The 25,211-nt window shown below is 57.1% G+C and carries 19 protein-coding genes and 3 pseudogenes; 8 read left to right on the top strand and 14 right to left on the bottom strand.

What is annotated here, in order from left to right; all coding sequences use genetic code 11:
* Positions 1 to 1,102: 1,102 nt before the first annotated feature.
* From ndhA to ANI01nite_RS16075, 4 genes are all read left to right on the top strand, one after another.
* Positions 1,103 to 1,954, top strand: a complete 852-nt coding sequence (ndhA, locus tag ANI01nite_RS16090; RefSeq protein ID WP_141359231.1) for a 2,6-dihydroxypyridine 3-hydroxylase subunit NdhA — start codon at positions 1,103 to 1,105, stop codon at positions 1,952 to 1,954.
* Complete coding sequence (gene ndhB, locus ANI01nite_RS16085; RefSeq protein WP_141359229.1) at positions 1,951 to 2,451, top strand: 2,6-dihydroxypyridine 3-hydroxylase subunit NdhB; 501 nt, start codon at positions 1,951 to 1,953, stop codon at positions 2,449 to 2,451. The genes ndhA and ndhB overlap by 4 nt, the downstream gene beginning before the upstream one ends.
* Entirely contained in the window at positions 2,444 to 4,894 is a 2,451-nt protein-coding gene (gene ndhC, locus ANI01nite_RS16080; protein WP_141359227.1) for a 2,6-dihydroxypyridine 3-hydroxylase subunit NdhC, read from the top strand. The genes ndhB and ndhC overlap by 8 nt, the downstream gene beginning before the upstream one ends.
* Before the next feature lie 71 nt (positions 4,895 to 4,965).
* Positions 4,966 to 6,288: a (S)-6-hydroxynicotine oxidase gene (locus tag ANI01nite_RS16075; RefSeq protein WP_141359225.1), complete on the top strand. Its 1,323-nt coding sequence runs from the start codon at positions 4,966 to 4,968 to the stop codon at positions 6,286 to 6,288.
* Positions 6,289 to 6,793: 505 nt separating this feature from the next.
* Here the strand turns inward: ANI01nite_RS16075 and ANI01nite_RS16070 are convergent.
* The 13 genes and pseudogenes from ANI01nite_RS16070 to kdhC all read right to left on the bottom strand — a co-directional run bounded on the left by ANI01nite_RS16070 (position 6,794) and on the right by kdhC (position 20,676).
* Positions 6,794 to 7,717 carry an IS3 family transposase gene (locus ANI01nite_RS16070; protein WP_141359223.1) on the bottom strand — a complete coding sequence of 308 codons (924 nt, stop codon included), beginning with the start codon at positions 7,715 to 7,717 and terminating at the stop codon, positions 6,794 to 6,796.
* Positions 7,714 to 8,025 carry a transposase gene (locus tag ANI01nite_RS16065; protein ID WP_141359221.1) on the bottom strand — a complete coding sequence of 104 codons (312 nt, stop codon included), beginning with the start codon at positions 8,023 to 8,025 and terminating at the stop codon, positions 7,714 to 7,716. The genes ANI01nite_RS16070 and ANI01nite_RS16065 overlap by 4 nt, the downstream gene beginning before the upstream one ends.
* Positions 8,026 to 8,115: 90 nt before the next feature.
* Positions 8,116 to 9,393: pseudogene (locus ANI01nite_RS16060) on the bottom strand (IS3 family transposase).
* Positions 9,394 to 9,960: 567 nt separating this feature from the next.
* Positions 9,961 to 10,566, bottom strand: a complete 606-nt coding sequence (nboR, locus tag ANI01nite_RS16055) for a nicotine blue oxidoreductase (RefSeq protein WP_141359219.1) — start codon at positions 10,564 to 10,566, stop codon at positions 9,961 to 9,963.
* Between the two features lie 398 nt (positions 10,567 to 10,964).
* On the bottom strand, positions 10,965 to 12,098 hold the full coding sequence (locus tag ANI01nite_RS16050; protein ID WP_141359217.1) for an XdhC family protein: 1,134 nt from the start codon (positions 12,096 to 12,098) through the stop codon (positions 10,965 to 10,967).
* Entirely contained in the window at positions 12,091 to 13,185 is a 1,095-nt protein-coding gene (locus ANI01nite_RS16045; RefSeq protein ID WP_141359215.1) for a vWA domain-containing protein, read from the bottom strand. Before ANI01nite_RS16045 ends, ANI01nite_RS16050 begins: the two co-directional genes overlap by 8 nt.
* A gap of 16 nt (positions 13,186 to 13,201) precedes the next feature.
* A complete protein-coding gene (locus ANI01nite_RS16040) occupies positions 13,202 to 14,098 on the bottom strand; it encodes an AAA family ATPase (protein ID WP_141359213.1) in 897 nt (298 codons plus the stop codon).
* Between the two features lie 77 nt (positions 14,099 to 14,175).
* The gene (locus tag ANI01nite_RS16035; RefSeq protein WP_141359211.1) at positions 14,176 to 15,057 is read right to left on the bottom strand and encodes a carbon-nitrogen family hydrolase; all 882 of its coding nucleotides are present in this window, start codon (positions 15,055 to 15,057) and stop codon (positions 14,176 to 14,178) included.
* Positions 15,054 to 15,752, bottom strand: coding sequence for an SRPBCC family protein (locus ANI01nite_RS16030; RefSeq protein WP_141359209.1), 699 nt, complete (start codon positions 15,750 to 15,752; stop codon positions 15,054 to 15,056). Before ANI01nite_RS16030 ends, ANI01nite_RS16035 begins: the two co-directional genes overlap by 4 nt.
* A gap of 28 nt (positions 15,753 to 15,780) precedes the next feature.
* The gene (locus tag ANI01nite_RS16025; RefSeq protein WP_141359207.1) at positions 15,781 to 16,965 is read right to left on the bottom strand and encodes an FAD binding domain-containing protein; all 1,185 of its coding nucleotides are present in this window, start codon (positions 16,963 to 16,965) and stop codon (positions 15,781 to 15,783) included.
* The gene (locus ANI01nite_RS16020; RefSeq protein WP_255314576.1) at positions 16,962 to 17,876 is read right to left on the bottom strand and encodes a cyclase family protein; all 915 of its coding nucleotides are present in this window, start codon (positions 17,874 to 17,876) and stop codon (positions 16,962 to 16,964) included. The genes ANI01nite_RS16025 and ANI01nite_RS16020 overlap by 4 nt, the downstream gene beginning before the upstream one ends.
* Positions 17,877 to 17,893: 17 nt before the next feature.
* The gene (locus ANI01nite_RS16015) at positions 17,894 to 18,199 is read right to left on the bottom strand and encodes a Dabb family protein (protein WP_141359203.1); all 306 of its coding nucleotides are present in this window, start codon (positions 18,197 to 18,199) and stop codon (positions 17,894 to 17,896) included.
* 92 nt (positions 18,200 to 18,291) lie between these two features.
* Entirely contained in the window at positions 18,292 to 20,676 is a 2,385-nt protein-coding gene (gene kdhC / locus ANI01nite_RS16010; RefSeq protein ID WP_141359202.1) for a 6-hydroxypseudooxynicotine dehydrogenase complex subunit gamma, read from the bottom strand.
* Between the two features lie 167 nt (positions 20,677 to 20,843).
* Here kdhC and ANI01nite_RS16005 point away from each other — a divergent pair.
* From ANI01nite_RS16005 to ANI01nite_RS15990, 4 genes and pseudogenes are all read left to right on the top strand, one after another.
* Positions 20,844 to 21,945: pseudogene (locus ANI01nite_RS16005) on the top strand (alpha/beta hydrolase family protein); the annotation flags it as partial.
* Entirely contained in the window at positions 21,946 to 22,296 is a 351-nt protein-coding gene (locus ANI01nite_RS16000) for a cupin domain-containing protein (RefSeq protein ID WP_141359200.1), read from the top strand.
* Between the two features lie 307 nt (positions 22,297 to 22,603).
* A pseudogene (locus ANI01nite_RS17090) lies at positions 22,604 to 22,747 on the top strand (IS3-like element ISCod1 family transposase); the annotation flags it as partial.
* Positions 22,748 to 23,194: 447 nt separating this feature from the next.
* The gene (locus tag ANI01nite_RS15990) at positions 23,195 to 23,656 is read left to right on the top strand and encodes a tyrosine-type recombinase/integrase (protein WP_307723218.1); all 462 of its coding nucleotides are present in this window, start codon (positions 23,195 to 23,197) and stop codon (positions 23,654 to 23,656) included.
* Positions 23,657 to 24,222: 566 nt separating this feature from the next.
* Here the strand turns inward: ANI01nite_RS15990 and ANI01nite_RS15980 are convergent.
* A partial coding sequence (locus ANI01nite_RS15980) for an IS256 family transposase (protein WP_141359194.1) occupies positions 24,223 to 25,211 on the bottom strand: 989 nt, incomplete at its 5' end.

Here is a 25,211-nt window from a genome sequence, read left to right as displayed (position 1 = left end):
TTAGACTGAAGTTACGTTTGGGTTTTGCCCCGGAACCATGCGGTTCCGGGGCAAAACCCAAACGTAACTTCAGATTAGCCCAGATGCTTTCACCGCCTATAACCTCAACGCGACACTCGTAGTCTTTTCTTGGGTTCTCCCGTGTCTTCTAGTCACCGCCGGAGCTGTCAAACTGTTTCGGGGTAACCGGCGGTTCATGGGTATGGTCATCATCTCCGCTACCGGTTTCATTGGCATGGCTTGGCTGTATGTGAGTGCCCTTCTCGATCCCGCTCCGGCTCCACTCCATTCGGTGACCTGGATTGACCCTGCGGTAATTTTGCTCGTGCTCGTAGTGTTCCAGCTTTCGGGGCGTCGAAAGGGCAAGTAAGTAGGTACCCGGTGGTTCTAGGAGGCTGCTGATTTAGTGGCCAATTGAAGGGCTAGTTTCTGCGGCTTGCGGGGCATTGGGTGGCTTCGGTGGCCTGAACTGCTGCCCGGAACCCCGCCGCTCTCCCAAGTTCTGTCCGGAGCAGTTCCCTCCTCAACGAGCTAGCGGTACGGGACCATACGACAGTCCTCTATGCCGACGACACCAATGACGTGTTGCCTCCGTCCGCAGACGGTTAATGCTGGGAGGGCGAGAACAACTTGAATGACTGTCGGCACCCCATTGACATGGTGAGTTTTTGAGGTCTGACGCCCGTGCCTGCCTGCCGGTAGATCCGCGCCATTTGCTTTGGTGCCAAATCGCTTTCGGCAAGGATTATGCAAGACCTTCGCAACTTGCTCTTAAATCCATATGCGTCTCAGACCGCAGGAGCCCTTGAATGTCAGGCGTCGCCGAGTCCATCTAGAATAGGAGCTTACTTACTGGTGTCCGCACTCGTTGGCATTCCCTTCGGATGGGCCATTCGAAAGAGGATCAGTGTTGTTCCAAGCCACCACACTCAAGCGGAAACTCATGGAACCCTTTCCACATCACGTCGGATCCTCAAAGTAAGACGGCACTTGGCATCAGTTATGCACATAAAAACAAATTATCCGGCTAGTTTGTTCCTGGATGTCATGCAAAATACCAACGTACTCAAGAGATGATGTATGTCATTCGAGGGAGTAGAGAATGAAACTACCTGCAATTAATTACGCTTCACCGTCTTCAATGGAAGAGGCATGTGACTTGTTGTCAACCGACGAGGATTCCAAGATTATCGCCGGAGGCCAAAGCCTCTTACCTGTCATGGCCATGCGGCTGGCCCAGCCGTCAGTTCTCATAGATCTTGCAAAAATCCCGGGTCTTGACGCGATCGAAGAATCTGGAAACTACATGCGTTTGGGCCCGATGGCCACTCACACGTCGATCCTGAGTTCCCCTGTTATTTCCAAGAACCTGCCGTTGATGTCCGCAGCGGGCAAGTACATAGCGCACCGCCAGATCCGCAATCGTGGCACGTTGGGTGGGTCGTTGGCCCACGGTGATGCAGCCGGCGAATGGCCGCTCGTATTGCTTGCGCTCGATGGCTTGGTGGAGGTTCAAAGCGTCAGGGGGAAACGCACCATCGAGGCTGATGACCTGTTCGTCGGACCGTACATGACCAGCCTTGCCGCCGATGAGATCATCACGGATGTTTGGATCCCGTTCAGGCCCCGCGCATGGGGGTATGGGGAGTTTGCCCGGCGGGCAGGTGATTATGGACTCGCTAACATTGCTGTGGTCCTCCCGACAGAGGACACAGGCACATCGGGGGCCAGAATCACGGTCGGAGGCTCGGTGGGGAAGATACAGCGAGTGACCGCCGCAGAAGATGTACTCAATGGATCCGAAGTATCGCCGGAGTTGGCAAAACAGGCCGCAGAAGCTGGGGCCAGCGAGCTTTCATATATTTCGGACATGCACGGCTCGGCCGAGTTTCGGCGTGGCCTGGTCCAGGAATTGCTGCGCCGTACCATCGTTGAAGCAGGAGAACGAATATGACATCCACCTCGTCCTCGGACCGCATCGAGATCGACGTTGAGATCAACGGTCGTCGCCGTGCTGTAGTAGTCAATGCCCGCGACACCCTGGCCGATCACCTGAGAAACGACCAAAAGCTCACTGGTACGAAGTTGGGCTGCGAACAGGGCGTTTGCGGGGCTTGTACGATCCTCATGGACGGAGCCGCAGTGCGTTCGTGCCTTACACTCGCCGCGCAAGGTGATGGCCGAAGTATACGGACCGTCGAGGACCTGTCAGAGGGCAGTTCACTCAGCCCCTTGCAGGAAGCTTTCAAGAAGCACCATGCGCTACAGTGCGGGTTTTGCACTGCAGGTTTCCTCATGTCCGCTACAGAACTGCTCGAATCGAACCCGAGTCCGACAAGAGATGAAGTTGTGGAAGCTCTTTCCGGAAATTTCTGTCGGTGTACCGGATATCAGACGATCGTTGCTGCAGTTCTGGATGCTTCAGAACAGATTGGAAACGCTAATGGATAACCCACATTTCAATTCGCCACCCATTACAAGAAACATGATTGGTAAACGCGTCCCCCGTAGCGAGGATGCGAAGCTACTTACGGGCCGCGGACGATACCTCAATGACATTGATGTCGAGGGTCAACTTCATGCCTGTTTTGTCCGCAGCCCCGCTGCCCACGGTCGGATTCTCAAGATCGACACGTCAGTTGCCTCGGCACTGCCCGGTGTTCACCTGATCTGGACATCCGCTGACATCGAGTCGCAATGCGCCGGCATGGAAGCACAATTCAGTGCAGACGGGTGCCTGCCTATGACCATGCCGCTTTTGGCAAAAGACGTTGTCCGCTACGTCGGGGAGCCGGTGGTGCTGGTTGTCGCAGATTCACGGGCCGTGGCAGAGGATGCATGTGACCTTATCGGGCTTGACCTGGAGGACCTTGAAGCAGTTCTTGATCCACGCGCTTCCATTCAGGGAGGTCCCGTCGCGAACGGTGAACGTCCTGACAACGTAGGCATTCGCGGACATGCGAGCTTCGGCGACGTAGACGAGGCTTTCAACAATGCCGCACATGTCGTTTCCGCGCTTTACCACCCAGGGCGCGTGGCGGCGGCACCGATGGAAACAAGGGGCTGTCTTGCAGACTACGACTGGGCACAGGATCGGCTCAAACTCTGGGTATCTGCGCAAATGCCCCATTACGTGAAATTGTGTCTCAATCTCTATCTCGGTTTTGATGAATCAAGATGTGAGGTCATCTCCCCTGATACCGGAGGCGGCTTCGGGCAGAAGGCACACGTGTTCCCGGAAGAAATGTTGATGCCGCTGGCATCCAAGCATCTTCGGTCACCGATCAAGTGGGTGGAGGATCGGCGGGAAAATCTATTGGCGGGATCCCACGCCCATGAACAGTTCGTCACCATTGAGTATGCGGCGAATGCCGACGGGCGCATCACCGGTGTTCGAACTCATGCGCTCGTCGACGGGGGAGCTTATCATATGCCCCCGCAAACGATGGCCGTGGAGAGTTGGTGTACTGCCGCGGTGACGCCTACCGGTGTGTATGACATCCCGGCAACGGAGTATGTGTACGAGGCAGCCGTGACCAACAAATGTCCCATGGGAGCGTACCGTGGCGTGGGTTACATGGCAGGCACGTTGGCACGCGAATGCCTAATGGATGATCTTGGACGAAAACTCAATATGTCTCCATTCGATATTCGTAGACTCAACGTCGTCCCGGAGTTTCCTTGGACGAATCCCCAGGGCATTGTTTTCGACGAAGGCTCCTGGCTCGAGACAATCAACGTGTTGGAGGAGATGGTTGACTATCCCGCGTTCCTCAAAAGACAGGCTGAAGCCCGGAAGGCAGGGAAATACCTGGGTCTGGGAATCAGCGTGTTTGTCGAAAGTAGTGGCGAGAGCACGGGAATGCTGAAAGCGCATGGGATGCACGAAATTTACCATGACACTGCGACGGTGAAGATGGATTCCAGCGGATCGGTAACTGTCACTTCTGGCCTGAACTCACAAGGCCAGGGACACGAAACAACTCTCGCACAAGTGGCTGCTGATGTCTTGGGGGTTTCCTTCGAATCAATTGTTGTGGATGCAGGGACGTCTACCAAGGGGGCCTACGGCAGCGGAACAGTTGGCAGCCGAGCGGGCGTCATCGCCAGCGGATGCGTGAATCGTGCCGCCTACGCCATCAGGGAGAAGTTGGTAGCTGTGGCGGCCAACATGCTTGAGTCTTCTGAGGATGACATTGTCCTGGAAAACGGCATGGCCTCGGTGGCTGGAGCTCCGGAATCACAAGTGAGCATTGCAGACGTGGCAATGGCCATTTATTGGGATGAATCCCTTTGGCCGGTCGGCTTTGAACCAGAAATGGAGTTCACGAAGGCATGGGACACTTCCCGGCCGATGTTCTCAAATGGCGGCCATGCCATGATCGTGGAACTAGACCCGGCTACGGGTTTCGTCAACGTTGAACAGGTCTTCTCGGTAGAGGATTGTGGCGTCATGATCAATCCCACCATTGTGGAGGGACAGATTCGTGGGGGAGTTGTCCAAGGGATAGGACTTGGACTTTTCGAGCAGTTGGTCTACGACAAGGACGGAAACCTATCCACTACTTCTTTCCTCGACTATCAGACACCGACCATGGATGTCTCGCCGCCTTTCGAGATTCGGCATCTCGAGACACCGTCAAAGATCTCTGCCTCCGGAGTGAAGGGTATGGGTGAGTCCGGTCTTATCGCGGCGCCAGCTGCAGTGCTCAACGCAGTAAACGATGCCCTTGCACCCTTCGGATCGGTTCTATACGAGCTCCCCGCCACCCCGGAGAAGATGATGCGCGCCATGCAGGGGCTGGTGGATTTGGAAGGTCCTGAGCCCTGGTCCAAACTCTGGGAACGGGCTGGGGTCGAACCGCGCGAGAGCGGCTCAATGGAAACAGCATAAAAGCCCGTAGAAGCCGGAGTAGACCGTAGATATCCGGCACAACCAAAATTAACTCGAAAAGAGGAACGACTTTGACATACGAAACAATTGTAGTCGGAGGCGGATTCAGCGGGCTCAAAGCTGCTCGCGATCTGGCCCGCGCCGGTCAGCACGTGTTGTTGCTCGAAGGTAGCGAACGCCTTGGCGGCAGGGCATACTCCCGGGAGTCCAAGACGGCCCCTGGTCTGCAGGTGGAGATGGGCGGTGCCTACCTCCATCGTGAGCACCACCCCCGGCTGGCCGCTGAACTCGATCACTATGGGATTACTACCCAGAGCGCCTCAGAATTCACTTCGTTCAGGCACCAACTCGGGCCGACCGCATTAGACCGCGCCTTTCCTGTACCTGCTTCAGAGGCAGTCGCCCTGGAGCACGCCATTTACGTCATGCTCCGGGATGCGCACAGAATCGACGTGTCCAAGGGGTTGGAGAATCAAGCCCTGGGCGACTTGGATATTCCCTTCAGTGAATATGTCGATGACCTGGGATTAGGACCGGTATCCAGGCAGTTCCTCCTTTCTTGGGGTTGGAACATGCTTGGCCAGCCAGCTCCCGATGCATCGGCACTTTGGGCGCTGCAATTCGTCGCCGCGCATCACTACAGCCTCCTGGGCGTTGTCTTATCTCTCGATGAGGTCTTTGAAAATGGTTCCAGCGGTCTTGTGGAGGCGATGAGACGAGACATCCCCGAGGTCCGCCTCGGCGCAGTCGTTACCGGAATCGATCAGTCAGACGACCTTGTTAGGGTAACGGTTCAAGGTGGTGAGGACTTTGAATCGCGCTTCGTGATCGTGGCTTCGCCAATGAATACCTGGCGAAGAATTTCGTTCACTCCGGAGCTTCCTGAAAAACGGAGGTCGGTGATCGAGGCAGGTCATGGCGGGAAAGCTCTGAAGATGATTATTCACGTCCGTGGCGCCGCGGCGGGAGTTGAATGCGTCGGTGACGGCGTCTTCCCCACTCTCTATGACTACTGCGCGGTGACAGATAACGAAAGACTGCTGGTAGCCTTCACTGATTCGGGCTCGTTCGATCCAACTGATTCCCAGGCCATCAAAGCTGCTGTTCACCATTACCTTCCGGAGGTTGAGGTGGTAGGCGTTGATTATCACGATTGGCTCGCGGACCCGCTCTTTGAAGGGCCTTGGGTTTCGCCTCGAATTGGGCAGTTTAGCCGGGTGCATAAGGAACTAGGCGAGCCCGCGGGCAGGATCCATTTCGTGGGCTCCGATGTGTCTCTTGCGTTTCCCGGCTACATTGAAGGAGCGCTGGAAACATCGGACCGCGCGGTCGAAGCCGTTCTGCGCTCATCCGCAACGGAGTCCAAGACATTCACCAACGCCGTGGCAGACTAGGCCGGGAGCAAAGGCGGGCCCGTCTCGCCCACCATCTCCGAAGCCTGCGCATACCGCACATTTGTCCCTTTCGGCCCGTTTACATCGGCGGCAGGTTCCGTAAGCCGATGTGTAATTCGGAACCTGCAGCTTACGTGAGTCCCCGCTGCGTCCTAGGGTCCCGTTCCGGACCAATCCGGTAGGAGTTTCGGTGCGATCGGTCGGACAGGGAATGGGACCACCACCGACTTGGGATGGATACCATCCCTAGATGATTAAGTCCCATTGGTTTCAGTGGTCGTAGTAGGTCAGGGAGCGTTTTGCTGTTCGTGGGTTTTCCAGTTGTGCCAGATCCCGGCTGTGAGGGTCAGGAGGTTTGAATCGACGCTGGCGTGGAGTCCCCTAAGCTGAAGTTACGTTTGGGTTTTGCCCCGGAACCGCACGGTTCCGGGGCACAACCCATTTTCAGACTAAAAAACGTAGTGTCAAGCCCCGGGTTTTGTAGAGGCTCCTTTTCTTGTTTTTCCTACGCGGCTTCCGCAGCCGTGCCAGGCCCTCCGATCCACTGTTGATGAACATCCGCCGGCGGCCTAAAGCCGAGCGCCGAGTGCAGCCGCTGGGAGTTGTACCAGCCAACCCACCGGGAGGTCTCGGCCATGACCTCGACCTGTCCGGAGCACTCCCGCCGATCAATCAACTCCGCCTTGTAAACAGAGTTCAGCGCCTCGGCCATGGCGTTATCGTAGCTGTCACCCTTGGAACCCACCGAGCCGACGACCTTCGATTCGGCCAGAACCTGTCCATACCTAATGGACCGGAATTTCACGCCCCTGTCGCTGTGATGGACAAGGCCAGTCACGTCCTCGCCATCCCTGTATTTCCTGGCCAGAGCCATCATCAACGCGTCCCGGGCCAAGGATTCGCGCATATGGTTCGTCACCCGCCAGCCCACGATTTCACGGCTGAACACATCAAGAATGAACATCGCATAGACCCACCCGGCCTGGGTGGGAACATACGTTATATCAGCCACCCAAAGCCTATTGGGGGCCGCAGCATTGAACTGGCGGTCCACCAGATCCAAGGGGCAGGATTCAGGATCCGCAGAGCGGGTCTTCGGCTTCTTCCGCTTGCGCCGCACCCCATCGATCCCGGTGATCTTCATGAGCCGCTCCACGGTGCACCGGGCAATCGGCCCGAACGCTTCGGCATGCTCATTGTTTATTGCGTGCCACATTTTTCGTAGCCCGTAGCAGGAGTAGTTCTCCTCGTATACGTCAAGGAGTTTGGGCAGCAGCTTCTCGTCGCGCCGGCTGCGCGCCGACGGCGGCCGCTTTTTGAAGGCGTAGTACGAGCTCACGGCGATCTGCGCGCGGGTTCCTTGCAACGCGCGGATGATCGGCTCGACCCCGAGCTCGTCCTTATGCTGATCGATGAAATCAACAATCACTTTGAAGGGCGGCCTGGCTCCGCCGCGAAGAAAGTCGCTGCCTTCCTCAAGATCTCGTTGGCACGCTTGGTTTCGGCCAGTTCGGCGCGCAGCCGCTTGTTCTCAGCTTCCAAATCAATCGACTGCTCGGGCAGAGCAGCACCGGTCGTCTTATGCCTGCGGACCCAGGTACGCAGTGTTTCGCTGCTCAGGCCAAGCTCCTTGGCCACTCGCGTGATGGCGCCATTGGAGGTCTCTGGATTCGACTGGGCGTGGAGCACCAGGTCGATAGCTCGGGTCTTCAGTTCGTCAGTGTATTTGATCGGCAAGACAGAAGTGTTCCTTTTCCAATTTCCTTGCCTCTATTAAACCCGGAGCGATTCAGTGGCCCCCGGGAAGTGGACACCGGGAACAAAACGCTAAGCAGCGAACTCCATCATAACTTGATAATCACCCTCAAAATCAACCGGTGACTTGTAGCCCAACGCAGAGTGCTTCCGCCAGTTGTTATACCGAACAATCCACCGGAACACCTCGGCCCGGCACGACGCCTCGGACTGCCACCGCTTGGCACCTTGCAGCGTCTCGCGCTTCAGCGTGGCATTGAACGACTCGACCATCGCGTTGTCCGCGCTTGAGCCGATGCGGCCCATCGACTGCACCACGCCCAGCCGCCGGCACACTGCCTGGAACTGGGACGAGGTGTACTGCACCCCGTGATCCGTGTGCATCCGGGCGCCGTCCAGCGAGCCCCGGGCCATGGCAGCCGATTCCAGTGCTTCCACGACTACATCGGTGCGCATGTGATCGGTGATCGACCAGCCCACCACACGGCGCGAACACACGTCCAGCACCGTCGCCAAATACAAGAACTTCCCCTCAATTCCCGTACGGAAGGTACGTGATATCAGCGACGTAGAGCGAGCCGACTTCATCCGCGGTGAAATCACGGTTGACCAGATCCTTGAACACCTGCGCGCCAGGATCCTTCACCGTCGTGGACTTGGGCTTGCGCAGGTGCACACCGACCAGGTTGTTCTGCCGCATCAACCGGGCCAGCCTCTTGTGATTCACCGGCCCGCCAACCAAGGGATCCTCCAGCACTCGCGGGTCGCAAGCCAGCTCGACAACCATCCGCCGGTACCCCAGCGTCCGATCCCATTCGTTGTAATGACGGAGAATATGATCAAGCAGCGCCTGGTCTGCCGCATCCCTTGCCGCCCTGCCCTGGCGCGTTGCACGCCATTTGTAATAACTGGAACGATTCAGTCCCAGCACCGTGCACATCCGCTTCACCGCGTGGGTGTCTCGATGGTCCTCAACGAACTGGAAGCGAATCACCAGTTCGTCTAGGCCGTGAAATACTTCGTGGCCTTGCGCAGGATGTCTCGCTCCTCGGCCAGCACGCTGTTGGCCGACTCCAGGGCCTTATTCCGCTCCCGCAATGCCTGGTTCTCCGCTTGTGCCTGGGCCAGGCGTTGCTCGGTGCTCACGTCCGCCGCGGGTGTTCCGGCGTTGCCGGTGGACTGCCGAGTGGCAACTCCTCGTTTGAGGCGATCCTGTCGTACCCAGGTCTTCAGCGTGCCGCGCGCGATGCCCAGGTCCTCGGCGGCCTTGGTGTATCCCAGATCCGGGTGGGATTCGTACAGGTTCACGGCGTCGGCCTTGAACTGATCGGTGTAGGTATTCTTCGGCATGGGTATAACTCCTGATTTCCCTGACCATTATGGGTCAGTAACAGGGTGTCCACCACTCAGGGGCTACCTCCGCATAAGCCTTGGTGTCAACCAAACCTTCAGCAGACCCAACAAGGGGTATTCGGATGGCCGGCCTACGGCCATATACACGGCACGGTCGCGGCCTTCACCAGGATACTTCCGGGCATGATGGCCGTCTTTTTCAAGAAGACAGCGGCCATAAACCCGGGACGGCACACCAAACCACCCAAATTCATGCCCCGGAACTGAGAAAGCTCACAAAACCAACATTTGTCGATAAGCGGGTGATCACTCCGGCGCAGCGGTCCTGCATCATGAGTCCGGACGCGCCTGCAGCGGCAATGACGCCGACGATGGTATGTGTGCGAAATGTATCGGACCGCTTGTAATTACAGCAGGTGGTCGATTTTCTGAACCCGTCAACGCGACACCAGCTAGACAGACGTACCAGAAAACTACTACGCCTCTACAGATTCGACTGTTTTCTCACAGCCGTACAGACCAGCGGTTTCCGGGGTGTGCCCCTGGCGCTGCGGGTTCTTCGCGTTACAGCAGACGCCGCATCTGCTCCACAGTGTCAATGTCTTCTCCTGTGGATTGATCGCTGCAATCAATTTGGTCTACCAGTCTGGGATTATCCCTGAGGAAGGCTCTGGCGCCTGCATCACCGCTCACTGTGCTCGACACGGCATCTCGAAGCTTTGCGTCAATAATTAGTGGATGGCCACGACGGAGCGTCCCCTGTTGATCGGGGTGGGCGTATGCGGCCGAAGTAATGCGCCCCGGACGATGGGTCATGAGCAGCCGGCTGACAATACGAGCGTTAAGGCCCGGTTGATCCACCAAAGCCAGCATAAGATCGTTTCGAGGAGAAGCTGCGGCAGCACCAACGAGGTAAGAACTGCCCATGCCTGACGCCCAGTTGTCATTGACCACTATCCGATAGGGATCAAGTTTCGCCTTGTCCATGACCATTGATGCGCCTGCGCCGAGTACTATGACAACGTCATGGCAGCCACCTTCAAAAAGCGAGGCAGCTATCGTCTCGACGAGCGGACGTCCTTGGTGGATCAGGAGCGCCTTGGGGCCTAAACCCAGACGGGTCCCGGCCCCGGCTGCCAACAGCACGCCCGTTGCCCTCTGCGGCGCCATGTTTATGCTTCACCTTTGAAGATTTTCAATTCCCAGTGGTTATTCCTTGTTCTATGCAGCCGGTATGTAGGGCAATGGACGAGCTTCCTCTCCCCTAATCCTTCTCGTCTGATCCAGACTACTCCTAGGGCGGGAGCACTATCGTCCAGAATCCCCGAATGGCTTGGGACGCCATCTTCCCATGTCTGTATCCAGTCTCCTATATCTAGCATTTGGAGATCGAATGGTCTTTCGGATTCCGGCTCGACCCACGTTGCAACCTCTGACAACTGGTCTGTCTTCGACATCGTTCTTCCTGTCCTGTTCGGGAGGCTGCAACGCCCTACTTCCGCTCTTCGCAAGTCCCTGGTGGGATATTAGGCGCACTATAGCGCCCCATTCCTGTAGCAAAACGGGCGCTACGCTGAATGTGAGTGCACAGTTCCAACTAGATTTTTTAGGGGGCGACCGGTGCCTCCCCATCGCTCTGCTATGATCTCGGCAACGACGGAAATTGCCGTCTCCTCCGGGGTACGACCACCAAGATCGAGCCCGATCGGGCTATGCATTTGGGCCAGCTGTGCTGGATTGATTCCCGCGTCTTGGAGCCTGGCCAGCCTGTCATGGTGTGTTTTCCGGGAACCCATGACACCGATGTAGGCAGGTTTCTCGGAGCCTTCCAGCCGCAGCGCGATATCCAGTACTGGAACATCGAATTTGGGATCATGCGTCAGCACGCAGATGACTGTCCGTATATCGACCTTGCCCTTCGCTAGCTCCTGTTGGAGGTAGGCGTGGGGCCAGGAGACGACGACCTCGTCAGCCGAGGGGAATCGTGCGACTGTTGCGAATACTTCTCGGGCGTCGCAGACAGTAACTTCGAATCCAATCATCGAACCCGCTTGGGCTACGGCTGCGGCAAAGTCAATGGCCCCGAAAATGATCATCCGCGGTTTGGGCTGGTAAGAAGAAACAAATATCTTTGCTCCCGTTTCCATCCGTTCTCCATCGTGCCCGTACATGAGCAGCGTAGATTCCCCAGCTGCAAGGAGCCCTCTGGCATCGTCGATCACCGCGTGATCAAGATGGGGGCTACCCAACGTCCCGGAAGCACGTTCTGGCCAGACAACCAAACGTTTGCCGATCCTTTCCGGTTGGGGATGCTCAACCACAGTGGCTGTTGCCACAGGGTTGCCGACCTCAATATCAGCTATGACGGCCGGGAGTTCGGGGAAGGACTGTCGGGTGAGACGTTCTATGAACACGTCGATGATGCCACCGCAGGTCAAACCAACTGCGAAGGCGTCATCATCGCTATAACCGAAGCGCTGTAGTACCGGGACGCCGTCTTCGATGGCTTCCTGGCCGAGTTGGTAGACGGCACCCTCAACGCATCCCCCGGATACCGAGCCAACGGCTTCTCCCTTCATCCCTATGGCCATCGACGCCCCGGCTGGACGAGGTGCAGACTGAGAGGTGTTGACGACAGTAGCCAGCGCAAAGCTCTCTCCCTGTTCGGTCCAAGTTGCTACTGCCTCAATGACGTCACGCATTTGATATCCGTTCTGCTAGTTCATGAAACGCAGCTAGTGAATGGCCAGCCACCATGTCGTCGATATGGGGCAATATCGCCTTGATGCCGCTTTGAATGGGTTCATATCCAGGCTTTCCACGATGTGGGTTAGACCAAATCACACAACGTGCCAGACGATGGAGCCGGGCCACTTGGGCAGCCAGCTCGCTGGGGTCTCCGCGTTCCCAGCCGTCGCTGGCGATGACCACCACTGCTCCCCGCAACATCGAGTGTTGTCCCCATAAGTGGACAAAAGCCTGTAAAGCCTCGCCCAGACGGGTTCCGCCGCACCAGTCGGGGACGACTAAGCCGGCATCCGTCAGGGCAATGTCGGGGTTCGGATGCTTTAGCGCGGCCGTGACCCGTGTGAGGCGGGTACCCATGGAGAACACTTCGGTGGTCTCACGTGAAGCAGCCATGAGACGATGCCCGAAGCGCAGGAAGCTGTCGGCGTAGGCCTTCATGGACCCCGAGATGTCGACTATCAGCACAATTTTTCGAGGGCGCTTGCTACGGCGTCGGTAACGCAGAGGGCCAGGTTCGCCGGCCCTGCGTAGTTGTTCCCGCACCGTTTGTCTCGCATCAATGCTCTTGTGTTGATGAGCATGGAGGTAACGGGACTTCTTCGTGGGGACCTTAATCGGCAGGGTGGCAAAGGCTTCGGCCAGGTAGCGCCGCTCTTCCTCGGACATCGTAGCCACATCACGGTGTCCCAGCTCCTCCTCCCTGCTCGCCAGGGCAATTTGCTGTTCCTTTTTGCTCCCGCTTCCGTCACCATCACCGTCGGAGTCAGGCAAACCCACTACTTGCGTTTCCGGAAGAGGCACAAGTGAAGGCTGCCCCGAAGAGAACCAGGATTTGAATGTTCGGTCGTATGCCGCGAAATCAGATCGGTTCCTGCACAGCGTTGCGCGGCCTGCCCAGAACACCTCACTTCGTCGATCTAAGGCAACGACGTCGAGGGACTCGAAGTATACATGGATCTGGTCAGATCCGATGGTTAGTCCTTCTGCCCTAAGCGCGGCTATGAAACCGTAAAAGATCTGAAGCCCAACTTCTGAGTGCATGCCAGCCACGATCCGCTCAGGAGGGGAAGACGGATTTTACGGTATTCAAGACAAGTTCGTGGTCATCCGGGTCTTTGCAGAGCGCACCCATTGTCAACACGGCTGTGTCCTCGTCAACCTCTTGGCTTCCTAACCTACTCAGGGCTTGGGCCCAGTCCAATGCTTCAGCTACTCCCGGTGATCGGTTGAGGCGTCCCTCATTGCGCAGGGATTGGACAACGTCAACGACCTGTTGGGCCAATTTCTCCTCAATATCGGGTAGGTGGGTCATAATTATCTCCAACTCACGGGCCGGAGCAGGGTGGTCAATCCACTGAAAGAAGCACCGTCGTTTGAGCGCCTCGTGTAGCTCTCGCGTCCGGTTGGAAGTCAGGATGACCACTGGTGGAACCTGGGCTGTAATGGTTCCCAGCTCCGGTATTGAGACCTGATTTGAGGCAAGTACTTCCAAGAGGAACGCCTCGAATTCATCATCGGAGCGATCAACCTCGTCAATCAGTAAGACAGCTGGCCCGCCGCGAAGCGCTCGAAGGATAGGCCGGGGCAACAGGAAACGCTCCGTGTACAGGGATTGCTCCAGTTCGTCCAGGCTTTCCGTTGATCCCAAGGTCTCGAGGGTTCGCAAGTGGAGGATCTGTTTTAAGAAGTCCCAGTCATAAAGCGCTTGTGTCGATTCGATACCCTCATAGCACTGCAGCCTGATCAACGGCACATTCAAGGACTCCGAAAGTGCCTCGGCAAGCGATGTCTTCCCCGTTCCGGGCGCCCCCTCTAAAAGCAGAGGCCGTCCCATCGCCACGGCGAGAAACACCGTGGTGGACAATCCTTCGTCAGCCAGGTAATTGGCCGACTTGAGCCACGCGGCCATCTCTCTTGGATCCCGAGGTTTGAGTACCGGGTTGTCATTGCTCATTCGTTAGCCTTGCTGGTTAGTTTCAGTAGTATCACTACTGGACGAGGTCCTAGTCTGGGTTGGAGGCACTGCTCCGACTAGCAGCAAGCTCCTTTTCCGGACAGTCCTTGCATGCTCCAGATATCTTCCCGCTGATCTTGCAGGACCGGGAACGAGCGCCTCATTTCGGCCAGAATGTCCAGGTCGAGTTGGGCCTGGATCACCGTTTCCTCCCGTCCGGCGCGGGCCAGGACGGTCCCATTCGCGTCGACGATCTGGCTGTGTCCCCCGAGCTCCTCTTGTTGATCCGAACCGGTCATGTTGCATTGGACCACAAACGCTTGGTTTTCAATTGCTCGGGCTCGGCCAAGGGTTTTCCAATGTTCCACTCGTGCCAATGGCCAACACGCAGGCACCAGATTCAAGGCTGCGCCATCAGCCGACATATGCCGGTATAACTCGGGAAACCGGAGATCGTAGCAAGTGCTCAGTCCCGTTCTAACCGTTGCCGAATCCGTTCGAACCGGTACAACCACCGGATTGCTCCCAGCCGTAATCAGCTTGGGTTCTCCATCGGAAAACCCGAAGCGGTGGATCTTCTTGTAGGTCGCTTCCAAGTTGCCGGAATTATCGAACAAGATGGACGTATTCCACATGTCGGAGTCTGCATCTGCAAGCGTCTCCATGAAGGACCCTGCGTGCAACCAGACCTTCCGAATTCTGGCAAGTTCAGACATCCGGGCAAGGACGTCGCTCTCGAGTGAGATGGCACTCCGGCGCCAGCTGTCGTAAGAAAACCCGCCGTGTAGCCACAGTTCAGGAAGAACCACGAGGTCGGCGCCGGTGATGCCCGATACTAGGCGTTCCACGCGCAAGATCCTGGCTTCGAGCGACTCCGTGTCATCGAATTCGATCTGGACGGCGGCAACATTAAGCTGCCCCGCGGCAGTCGATACGTCGCGACGCACCATCGAACTCATGGCTTTCGGTTGCTTCCCACCGCGATGCCGGCAGCAAAGACAGCTACCAGAGCCGCCAGAACGGATATCAGCACGGGCAACCAAGGTCCGACTGCCTGCCCTTCAGCCGAAACAACCTTCTTGCTCGCCCGAGTTTCCTTCGCTAACTTGATTAGATCCAGGGCCTCCGGTTCCGTCGGAGCCGGCCGGGTCAGATGTGTAGGACTTGTAGTAGCAGACTGCTCGGCGGAATTGACGTTGCTTTGCTTATTCCCACCAGTCATTTCCGCTGCTAGTCTCTGGGCGAATAGTCCGAGGATGGCAGTTGCCGCTTCTGTGATGACGCCTCTTCCGAATTGGGCCAATTTCCCCGTCATGTCGAGTTCGGTCTCAACTATGACAACTGATCCGTTGGCGTCCGGCTCCAAGCGCGCCGTGATCGTCGCTTTCATGTTTCCTTGACCCCGGGCATCCTTCGCACGAGCCTCGATTACCGCACGGTGTCCCTTTTCGTCGAGCTCCAAGAAGCGTGCGACACCTACGTATTCGGCGGTGATCGGGCCGACCTTGATCTTTGCCTTGCCCTCAAATTCGTCTCCGTCAACGCCGGTGATTGACGCCCCCGGGATCATCGGAGCGATACGTTCTAGGTCAAGTAAAATTGGCCACGCCTCTTGAGGGGAGACGGGGATCGGGATGATATTTTTTAGTTCCATGATGTTTTTTCCTTAGGATTAAGAATCGTCAGAGCCCAGCTGAGGGAACACCGCTTGGAAGTCCGAACCTAAATGCAGGATCCCCGGGTTCAAAATTCCCTCCGTGTTGCAATCTAGCACCCATTTCCTGAACTTTTTGGACGTAGGCGTGGCCCTGCTGGAGTTGCCGAGATTCCCATCGTTGCAGGCCCGTACGTAGGTCGCCGCCATGGCCGAATACCTCTGCAAGCGTGCGTGCGTCATCACATGCCTTGGCGCCGCCAGCGGCAGCGTGTGGCCGGGGAGTCACAGCTGCGTCGCCGATCAGTATGACGCGCCCATGGACCATTTGATCAACCGTGGCATCTGCCACGACGGTGACAAAAGGCGATGGTGCATTCACTACTAGGTCCCGGAAGGGACCGAATAGCTTTTCGCCACGAGTATGCAATTGGTCAAGGCTGTACGGGTTGAGGGCCTTGTTATGGACCGACGTTGCTAGCCGAGTTCCCCTGGTATCGGTCATCAGCTCATCGAGTTCAGGCCCTTCGGTCACATTCCAGTACCACTGGAAGTTCAGCCGCCGTGGTTCCCCCTCATCGCGCCCTGGGATCGGATATGCAATGAGATGCCCGTCTTCGAGCAACCCATATGTGAACTTTCCATCAAAGTAGTCCCAAACATCATCCGCTACTTCTCCTGTCTGAAGCAGCCCACGCCAGGTCACGTACCCGGCATATCGGGGTTCGAGACCAAGGAGGCGCTTCCGAACCACCGAAGAACTGCCATCCGCAGCTATAACCCAGTCCGCTTCAGAGGAGGTGCCATCCGAGAAGCGCATCCGCACGATGTCTGCGTCCTGATCGATTCCAACGAGACACTTGCCATTGTGGTACCTCTCCAGACCGAAGAGCTTCAAGAGCGCGCCGTAAATGGTGTTGTAGCTCGTGAAGCGCCACTCCGCGGGGATGGACCCGAAGGTATTGCCGGTCAGCGCGTCGACATATGCCATCGCGGTCGAGTTGACGCTCAGCGACGAGAGGTCGATGCCGTGTTCGACAAGGTAGCGGACCAATTCGGGCTGGACAACAATACCTGTGCCATACCCAGACAAAGGCTGGGGGGAGCGCTCATAGACGTCCACTTCAACGCCAGCATCTCGAAGACTCAACGCCGCGGTCAGGCCGGCGATGGATCCTCCGACAATCGCAACACGTCCGCTCGTGGGGCTCATGCCTTTGGCCTAAGTGCCATGGCAAGAGGACGCATGGGAGCCCCGGTTGCCCCCCTTAGCCTGATGGGTGCAGCGATGAGGCAGAATTCGTCTACTCCGTCAGCAGCGAGCTCCTCCAGGTTCAATAGTTCAACCATGGGGACACCTGCATGGGCAAGGAAGTGCGTGTGCCCAGGGAGCCAATTGTCCTCGTGCTCCGAAGGTCCGACTTCAACGCATTCCTGATCTGAACCAATAGCGGAGATGTCCAGGCTGGTGAGCCATCGCGCAGCCTCCAGGCTCAATCCCGGAGGGCTGCCGAGCGTCTTTGTTCCATCAGGCCAATAGCGCATTCGTCCTGTGCGGACGAATGGAACGTCACCCGGCTGCAGCGTCAGACCGGCTTGCTCAAGGGCCTCCTCGATATCCGCGACAGTGATGGCATAGGAGTCCGGAAGACAGTCAACTTTCTTGAGCCCAGCGATGTCCAGCAATACTCCGCGGGTGATGATGGGCGGAATTGTTTCCGCTCCCCCCTTGGTCCAGGCGCGGCTGCCCAGATGATCCTCGGACTTGAACTTGTTATAGATCTCCCCGTCGACTCCGAAGTGATTCAATGCATCGATGTGCGTACCCGTATGGGTGTACATGAAGACGACGTCACCCGAGTAGCACACGTGCTTGTTAACGCTGGAGCCGGCACCATTGAGGTTATCGACGACAGTGCCTTGGGGAGTGTGGCTCATGAAGATCTGGTAGCTGGGATCTCCCGCTCCTTGGAAGCTGGGCATCCCCACAAAATAGTCGATGCTGAGGTCATACACCCGGGCGGGGTCTGCTCGTTGCAGGACATCCGCCCGGACGGACGGGTCGAGCAGATTGAGCGCTCCCAGCTCGTCATCGGGCCCCCAAGGGCTATTGGCAACCTTCACATCTGCTCTCTTTCCCATTATTCGCCCTCGACTTCGTAATCGACTACGGCCCTATCGGCGAACATGGGCATCAACGTTGCAACCACCTCTAGATGGAACGGATCCGTGGAGTACCTATCCAGATCATCCCAGCTTTCGAAGTCTGAGATGAGCACACCGTCCCACGGGGCACCGTTGTCACCGGGATCGCCGGCGTGGGTTCCAATTTCCCAGCCTTTGATGAATTCCAAGCGTGGAGGAAGCGTATTGAGGATCTCTACAATCTCTTCTTGTTTGTTTCCTGCGGAAACCCGCCAAGCAAAAACGTGCCTAACTTTACTCATTTTTGTACCCTTTCCAGAGTGTCGTTCTGCCAACTTGTATGTGACCATCCTTACAGCGGGAACGGAGATGCCCCATTGACGGATCACACAATTTATCGAGCTTCTTTGTCCAAACCTTGAAGCCGTGTGAAGATGTGCTCAGGTTTTATGGGCAGCCGATCGGTGTGCATACCGTCTGCAATAGCATCATCTACGGCTGCTGCAACAGCTGCTCCTACAGCGATGATGCCTACTTCTCCCAGGCCCTTTGCACCGAATGGGTTGTCCGTGGACTTGGCGTCCTCGGTGACGAAGTACTCCACATTCGGCATCTCCTGCGCACCGGGTAACAGGTAGTCCATGAACGAGGTGGTGATGGGCTGCCCGTCCTCCTCATAAAGGAACTCTTCGTAGAGCGCCCCTCCAATGCCCTGAACGGCTGCGCCGATGATCTGCCCCCTGGTTGTCAAGGGATTGATGACCTTACCGGCTTCGGTTGAAGTGAAAAATCGCAAGATCTCATGTCCCCCCGTGCCCGGGTCGAGCTCGATTTGAACCAGGGTCACGCCGTAGGGGTAGTTCATCAAATTGTTCACATACACCGCATCGGCCGCGAGCCCGGGCTCGTCATTTTCCAGACGAGCAGTGTAGGGATCGCGTGAAGCTGCGATCTCGTACAAGGACAACTGTTTGTCCGCCCCCTTGACCTTGAACGCGCCGGAAACCAATTCAAGGTCATCAGGGTCAACCTCCAGCATCTCACTGGCCAGCCTCCTGGCTTTGTCCACGACGGCGAGTGCCGCCTTGCGGGCGGCGCCTCCGGCGAGGACCGTGGACCGACTGGACCATGAACCGACTCCATCTGGAATGAGCTCCGTGTCGCTGTGCACGACGTCGATCTCATCCGGAGCGAGCTGTAATTCCTCGGCCACTATCTGGGCCAGAACGGTCTCAATTCCCTGCCCCACAGAAGAAGCGCCGCTGGTGACCGTGACGCGCCCGGCAGGGCTTACTTCAACGCCACCGGTCTCGAACAGTCCCAACCCTGCCTTATCCATGAGGATTCCCACCCCTACTCCCACATTCCGTCCTTCGGCACGCCACCGCTCGCTTTCAGCGATCCATTCTGACCAACCGGCAGCTTCGAGTGCTTCGCCAAAGTGCTTCAGTACATCGCCGGAATCGAAATGATATGGCTCGTGGACGATGTCCAAGCCCGGGGTCCAAGGCAAGTCGCTGGCGGTGAGGAGATTCCTACGCCGGAATTCCGTGGTGCTGATGCCGACTTGGTCTGCTGCCAAATCAAAAACACGTTCCCGGGCGAAGGTCGTCTCATACCGTCCCGGTCCACGATATGCCCCGACGGGTGTCTTGTTAGTGAAAACAGCATGGAGCGTCACATCGTATGCCGGAATGCGATATGGGCCAAAAACGATGCCGGCGGTAATGTCGCTGACCAACGGTTCCGCTTGCCGGAAGTAAGCCCCATGATTGTGGAAGATCTCGTCCCTCATAGCCAGGATTTTGCCGTCGCCATCGAGCGCGAGCTCAAACCTGTGGACCATTTCCCGTGCATGGGAAGTCGACACCATATGCTCTATGCGGTCTTCGGTCCACTTGATGGGCACGCCTAGTTCCCTCGCGGCCCATGCCGCAATGACGTTCTCTGGGTAGACTCCGCCCTTCACCCCGAAGTTGCCCCCTAACTCGACGTGCTTCATGCGTACGTTGATTTCGGGCATACCCAGCATCTTGGCAATGATCCTGCGGTTGTCATGGACGTGCACCGTCCCCCAGATGAACAGGATGTCCCGGGCAGGATCAGGTTGAACTACGACGCTTCTTGTCTCCATCGGAACGCCAGAATGCCGGTTGGTGACGTATTTGTGCTTGATGACATGGACGGCTTCAGCAAAGGCCTTATCGGTATCGCCATATGCCTTAGTGATACGAGCACCTTCGTTCCCGCGCCCGGGAAACAAATTGATGTCTCCATCGAGCGCCGCCTCCGGATCGAGGATTACCGGGAGAGGGTCGTATTCTATGGACACCAACTCAGCCGCGTCCTCCGCTATATAGGGATCGGTAGCGAGCACGGCCACGACAGGCTGTCCAACGTACTGGACCTTATCTACAGCTAGTAGCGGATGACTGAAGTCCTCGATGTCCTCGTAGATCTCGTGGTACCCCAACTCCTCAAGTAGAACGGATCCGAGATGGCGGGTGTGCTCGGACGTGATGACCATCCGGACCCCTGGAAGCTTCTCAGCTTCGGCCACGTCCACTGACAGGATGCTCGCATGAGCTTGGGACGAACGCACGATCCTCATGTGCAGCTGCCCGGACAGGGACATGTCCCCGGCAAATGTTGCCGCCCCGGTCAGAAGACGATGATCCTCACGTCGTAATACCTTTTGTCCAATCCAAGTTTTCTTTTTGCTCAGCCCACCCTCGGAAGGGTTCTTTTTAGGGTCTGTCGCTTTAGCCTTTGCCGTCATTCAGCCAGTATCCCACCGGCACGAACGGGTGCGATGTTCATGCATCGACAAAAAAACCAACCAAATATCTACAGTTCGTAGGCGCCCTGTTGCGAGTTCTGTAGCATGATCGTTCCGCAAGCCCCTGTGCGGGGTATTCGGAAATCGACATGCTGGGAGAAGACAACATGGGTGGAACTTCAACTTTGAAGCCCGAAGACGAGATGCTGAATTGGGGTCGCCTGATTCTGGATGGCGTCTCTTACTCGGACATGGTGGGTGCCCGTGATCGCCCCGCTGACGTGACATGGTTCAATTACTGGATGAACCTCGCGGACGGCTACGAGCAGGAAGCTGCCCGGAAAACGGCTCTGGGACACAGCCTTTCTGCCGGAGAGTATTTCATGTCAGCGGCCCTCTGCGCCCAGTACGCGCAATTCCTCTGGTTCGACGATCGGCGCGAGAAGGGCCAGAAGCGCAAGGTCGAGCTGTACCAGGAAGCCGCCCCGCTGTTGTCACCTGCGGCCGAACGCCATGAGCTTGTCATTGACGGCGTTCCAATGCCGGTTTACGTCCGTTTTCCCGAAGGACCCGGACCGCACCCGGCAGTCATCATGCTTGGTGGGCTCGAAAGCACCAAGGAGGAGAGCTTCCAAATGGAGAACCTCGTCCTCAAACGCGGAATGGCAACAGCGACATTCGATGGGCCCGGACAAGGAGAGATGTTCGCACATAAGCGGATCTCCGGGGACTACGAGAAGTACACGTCCGCGGTCCTGGATCTGCTCATCGGATTCCAAGAGATCAACTCTGATGCCATTGGTGTGCTGGGGCGAAGCCTAGGCGGAAACTACGCCTTGAAGTCAGCCGCCTGTGAACCGCGACTCGCGGCCTGTGTATCCTGGGGTGGTTTTTCGGACATGGATTTCTGGGATGAAGAGACTCCGCTTACCAAGGAGAGCTGGCGATACGTATCCAAGGTGGAAACCTTGGAAGAAGCGCGACTCCACGTAAGCGCGGCACTGGAGACCCGTGACGTGCTGCCGCAAATCGGCTGCCCGACATATGTGCTTCACGGCGTGCACGATGAGATACCGCTCTACTTTGTGGATGTAGTCAAGGAACTGATCCCAGCGGAGCTTTTGACTGTAATAGTCGAGCCCGATGGCGACCACTGCTGCCATAACCTCGGGATGCGCCCTCGATATGAAATGGCAGATTGGCTCCAGGACGTCTTGGGGAGAGCCACGGAAAACGCCTCCACGAACGAAACCATGGGTGGCAAACCCAATGAATAAGATCCTGAAGATCAGCGCCGACGCCGCACAAATGGAGTCATGGCAGCCAGAAGGCGTTACCGTCCTCAAGGGCCATCCTGATGGACACGGGCACACGCTGTTCGAACGAACCACATCGCCCCAATTCGGGACGGGGATCTTCACTTGTCAGCCCTCGAAGACCACCTACGAACTAACCAACAACGAGATCATCTATGTCCTCGAGGGCTCGGCAAGCCTCAGCCTCGAGTCCCAGGAACCCGTGTTCGTATCCGCCGGGGACTTGGTTTTCCTGCCCAACGGGAATACGTCCACCTGGGAGTTCCACGAACCCTTCAAGGAGATTTGGTTCCTAGTGGAGTGATTGCCCCACCTGGTCAGGTCAGGACCAGCCCCTCGTCTAGTTAGACGGGTAGGACTCAATAACCAAACGTGAAAGTAGACAGGGCCTAGGCAAAATTGGACTGCTCCCCGAAAGTTGGACTGAGAAATCAGGCCTACTTCCGGGGAGCATTTTCATGCGCACACGCAGCACATTAACCGAGGGCCAACGAGAACGGCTCGTTGAACTCTTCGAAGCAGCCATGGGGTCGACCGCCGCATCCAACCGCCGGGACGTTGGTTACAGGGCTACGAAAAAGCTTTACGATCGGTGCCGGTAACATGGCAGGCTTTGTCTTATGGAGAAGCCAACCAAGACTGCGTATTCCTTCGAGGTCAAGAAGGAAGTTGTCCAGCGGTACCTCGCCGGTGAAACGGGCATGAATCTTGCAGCCGAGTTCCATCTAAGTTCAAAGGTATTAGTGAAGAGCTGGTCCTCCGTGCGCCAAGTCTTGTTCCATGCACAGTTGCTGGCTGGCCCGCCACGTGTACGAACGCAACGCGTGCCGCTCAAGGACCGGGTCGGGTCGATGAATGGTCCTTTCGCTCAGTTTCTTCTGCAGTATTTGGAGCGCCAGGAAGTGACCTGCGCAAGAATAACAGTGAGCAGTCTGGCGACACGTTTGGCGCATTTCGGGCAGTTCGTCACCACGATTGATCCATCTCCGGCCTCGCCGGCGCAGCTAACGCGTTGCACGCATATTGAACCGTATCTGGTGTCTCGTCCTCGGAGCCCTAACACGAAAAGCTCAGGGATTCTTTCGGTAGCCGAACAAGCGCGCCGGATCAGGGCCACGGAGAACTTCCTACGGGAAATCACCGAGTGGCGCTAGCCAGAGGCACCACCGCGCCAGCTGTTTTTCCGCTCGGATATTCCACAGTTGCCTCGACCGTTGCCTCTGCAACTTCTCCCGGATGCTGACCGGCTCTTATCCAAGGAGCCGCTGGCCTCGGAGTATCGCCTAGCGGCGGATGCTCTGTTGCTCCCATGGGCGTGCGGGCTGCGCATCGGGGATCTGCTGGACTTGGAGCTTGATTGCGTTCACGAGTTGCCGGAGGCGGGTACGTGGTTGAAGGTCCCGCTGGGGAAGATGAAAACTGAGCGAATGGTGCCGTTGGACCTGGACACGTTGGCCCTGGTGGACCGTATCATCGCTACTCGTTCGCAGGGCCAGCCGTTGGTTTATCCGAGCACAGGCAAGCCTGCGCAGTTCCTCTTCATGCATCCTGGGCGGCGGCTGGGTGAAAGCGCTGTTCGCCTTGAATTGAACCGGGCGGCCGATGAGTCCGGGCCGGGTAATCTCTCCTCGCATCAGCTGCGCCATATCTACGCGATGCATTGATCAATGCTGGGGTTATGTTGCAATCATTGATGGCGCTTAGGTGCATGCCTCTGCCGAGATGAGCTTGCATCACGCGTCGTTGTTCGATTCCACGGTTCGCACTGAATATGAGCGGGCTTTGGATTTGGCGAAGTCACGCATTGGGCTGCCGAAATTAAGCGAACACCGTTCGTTGCTTCCGGTGAGCGATGTTTCTGCCGGCTCGTGGCAAGAAACTGCGACGATCAAGTCCCGGCTAGCCGGCGGGCACGGTTTGAGGTCCCCGACTCAGCAAGCCTGCCAATATGCGAACATTTGCGAGCATTGCCCTAGCTCTCGCACTGAGGATACGAATCTTCCGGTGCTGGAGGCTCCGCGAAAGGATGCGATGATCTTGACGCTGGACGCGCGGCGACGGGGTTGGGACAGTGTAGTGCAACGACATGAAACGTTGGTGGCGCAGTTGGACCTGATCATTGAAAGAACACGCACAGCATGAAAAGTAGCGAGAATCAACGTTCCGTGGGCCTGTCAGGTTGTTTGTGTAAGCGACCTAGTCACAACCTAAATACAATGGTTCGTAATACTTAGTTCATATACGGTTCGATACGCTCTGGATAAGCCATCGCCAGCTGCTGCAACGCCTGCTTCCAGCCACTAGTTCCAGCACCTTCCACCAGATGAGCACCAGCCCCAGGACGCGGAGTGCGCTCCTTCTTCGCAGCCTCTTTGAACCGATCACGAGCGCGTTTGTCCTCGATATTACAGATCGCCAGCCACAGCATCTTCACCGCGGCTGTATCCGAGGGGAAATACCCCCTGCTTTTGGTCACCTTACGCAGCTGATAGTTCATCGATTCAATCGCATTCCTCGTATAAATCACCTTGCGCAGCTCGGGAGGAAACGCCAAGAACGGGACGAACCGTTCCCACGCGTTACGCCAGGTAGCTACCGCCGACGGATACTTCTGACCCAACAAGGAAGCTTCGAAATCATCCAACGCCTTCGCCGCAGACTCGATGCTCGGAGCCGTGTAAATGTTCTTCAACGCGGCGCTGACCGCCCGGCGATCCGAGTAGGAGACGAACCGGTTTGCCGCCCTGATCAGATGCACCACACAGGTCTGCACGGTCGCCCGGGACCACGTCGATTCAATGGCCTCTGGGAAGCCGGTGAGACCGTCGCAGCAAGCGATCAGCACGTCCTGGACCCCGCGATTAGCTAGCTGCACGCAGACTTGAGCCCAGAACTTCGCTCCTTCATTTTCGGTGACCCAGATACCCAAGACCTGCTTGATGCCTTCTACGGTGACACCGATGGCCATATGCGCGGCCCGGTTCTTCACTTGGTGCCCGTCACGGACCTTGATGACAATAGCGTCCAGGTAGAGGATCGGGTAGAACTCTTCCAAAGGCCGTTCCTGCCATGCGGAGACTTCTTCGAGCACCTCATCAGTGATCTTGGAGATCGTGTCGTGGGAGAGCTGGGTACCGATGGTGGTTTCTAGATGGTAGGCGATATCGCGGACGGTCATGCCACCGGCGTAGAGGGAGATGATCATTTCATCTAGCCCGC

Source organism: Glutamicibacter nicotianae (genome assembly GCF_006539525.1).
Classification (GTDB): Bacteria; Actinomycetota; Actinomycetes; order Actinomycetales; family Micrococcaceae; genus Glutamicibacter; species Glutamicibacter nicotianae.
This window is presented reverse-complemented; position numbering and strand designations above follow the sequence as displayed.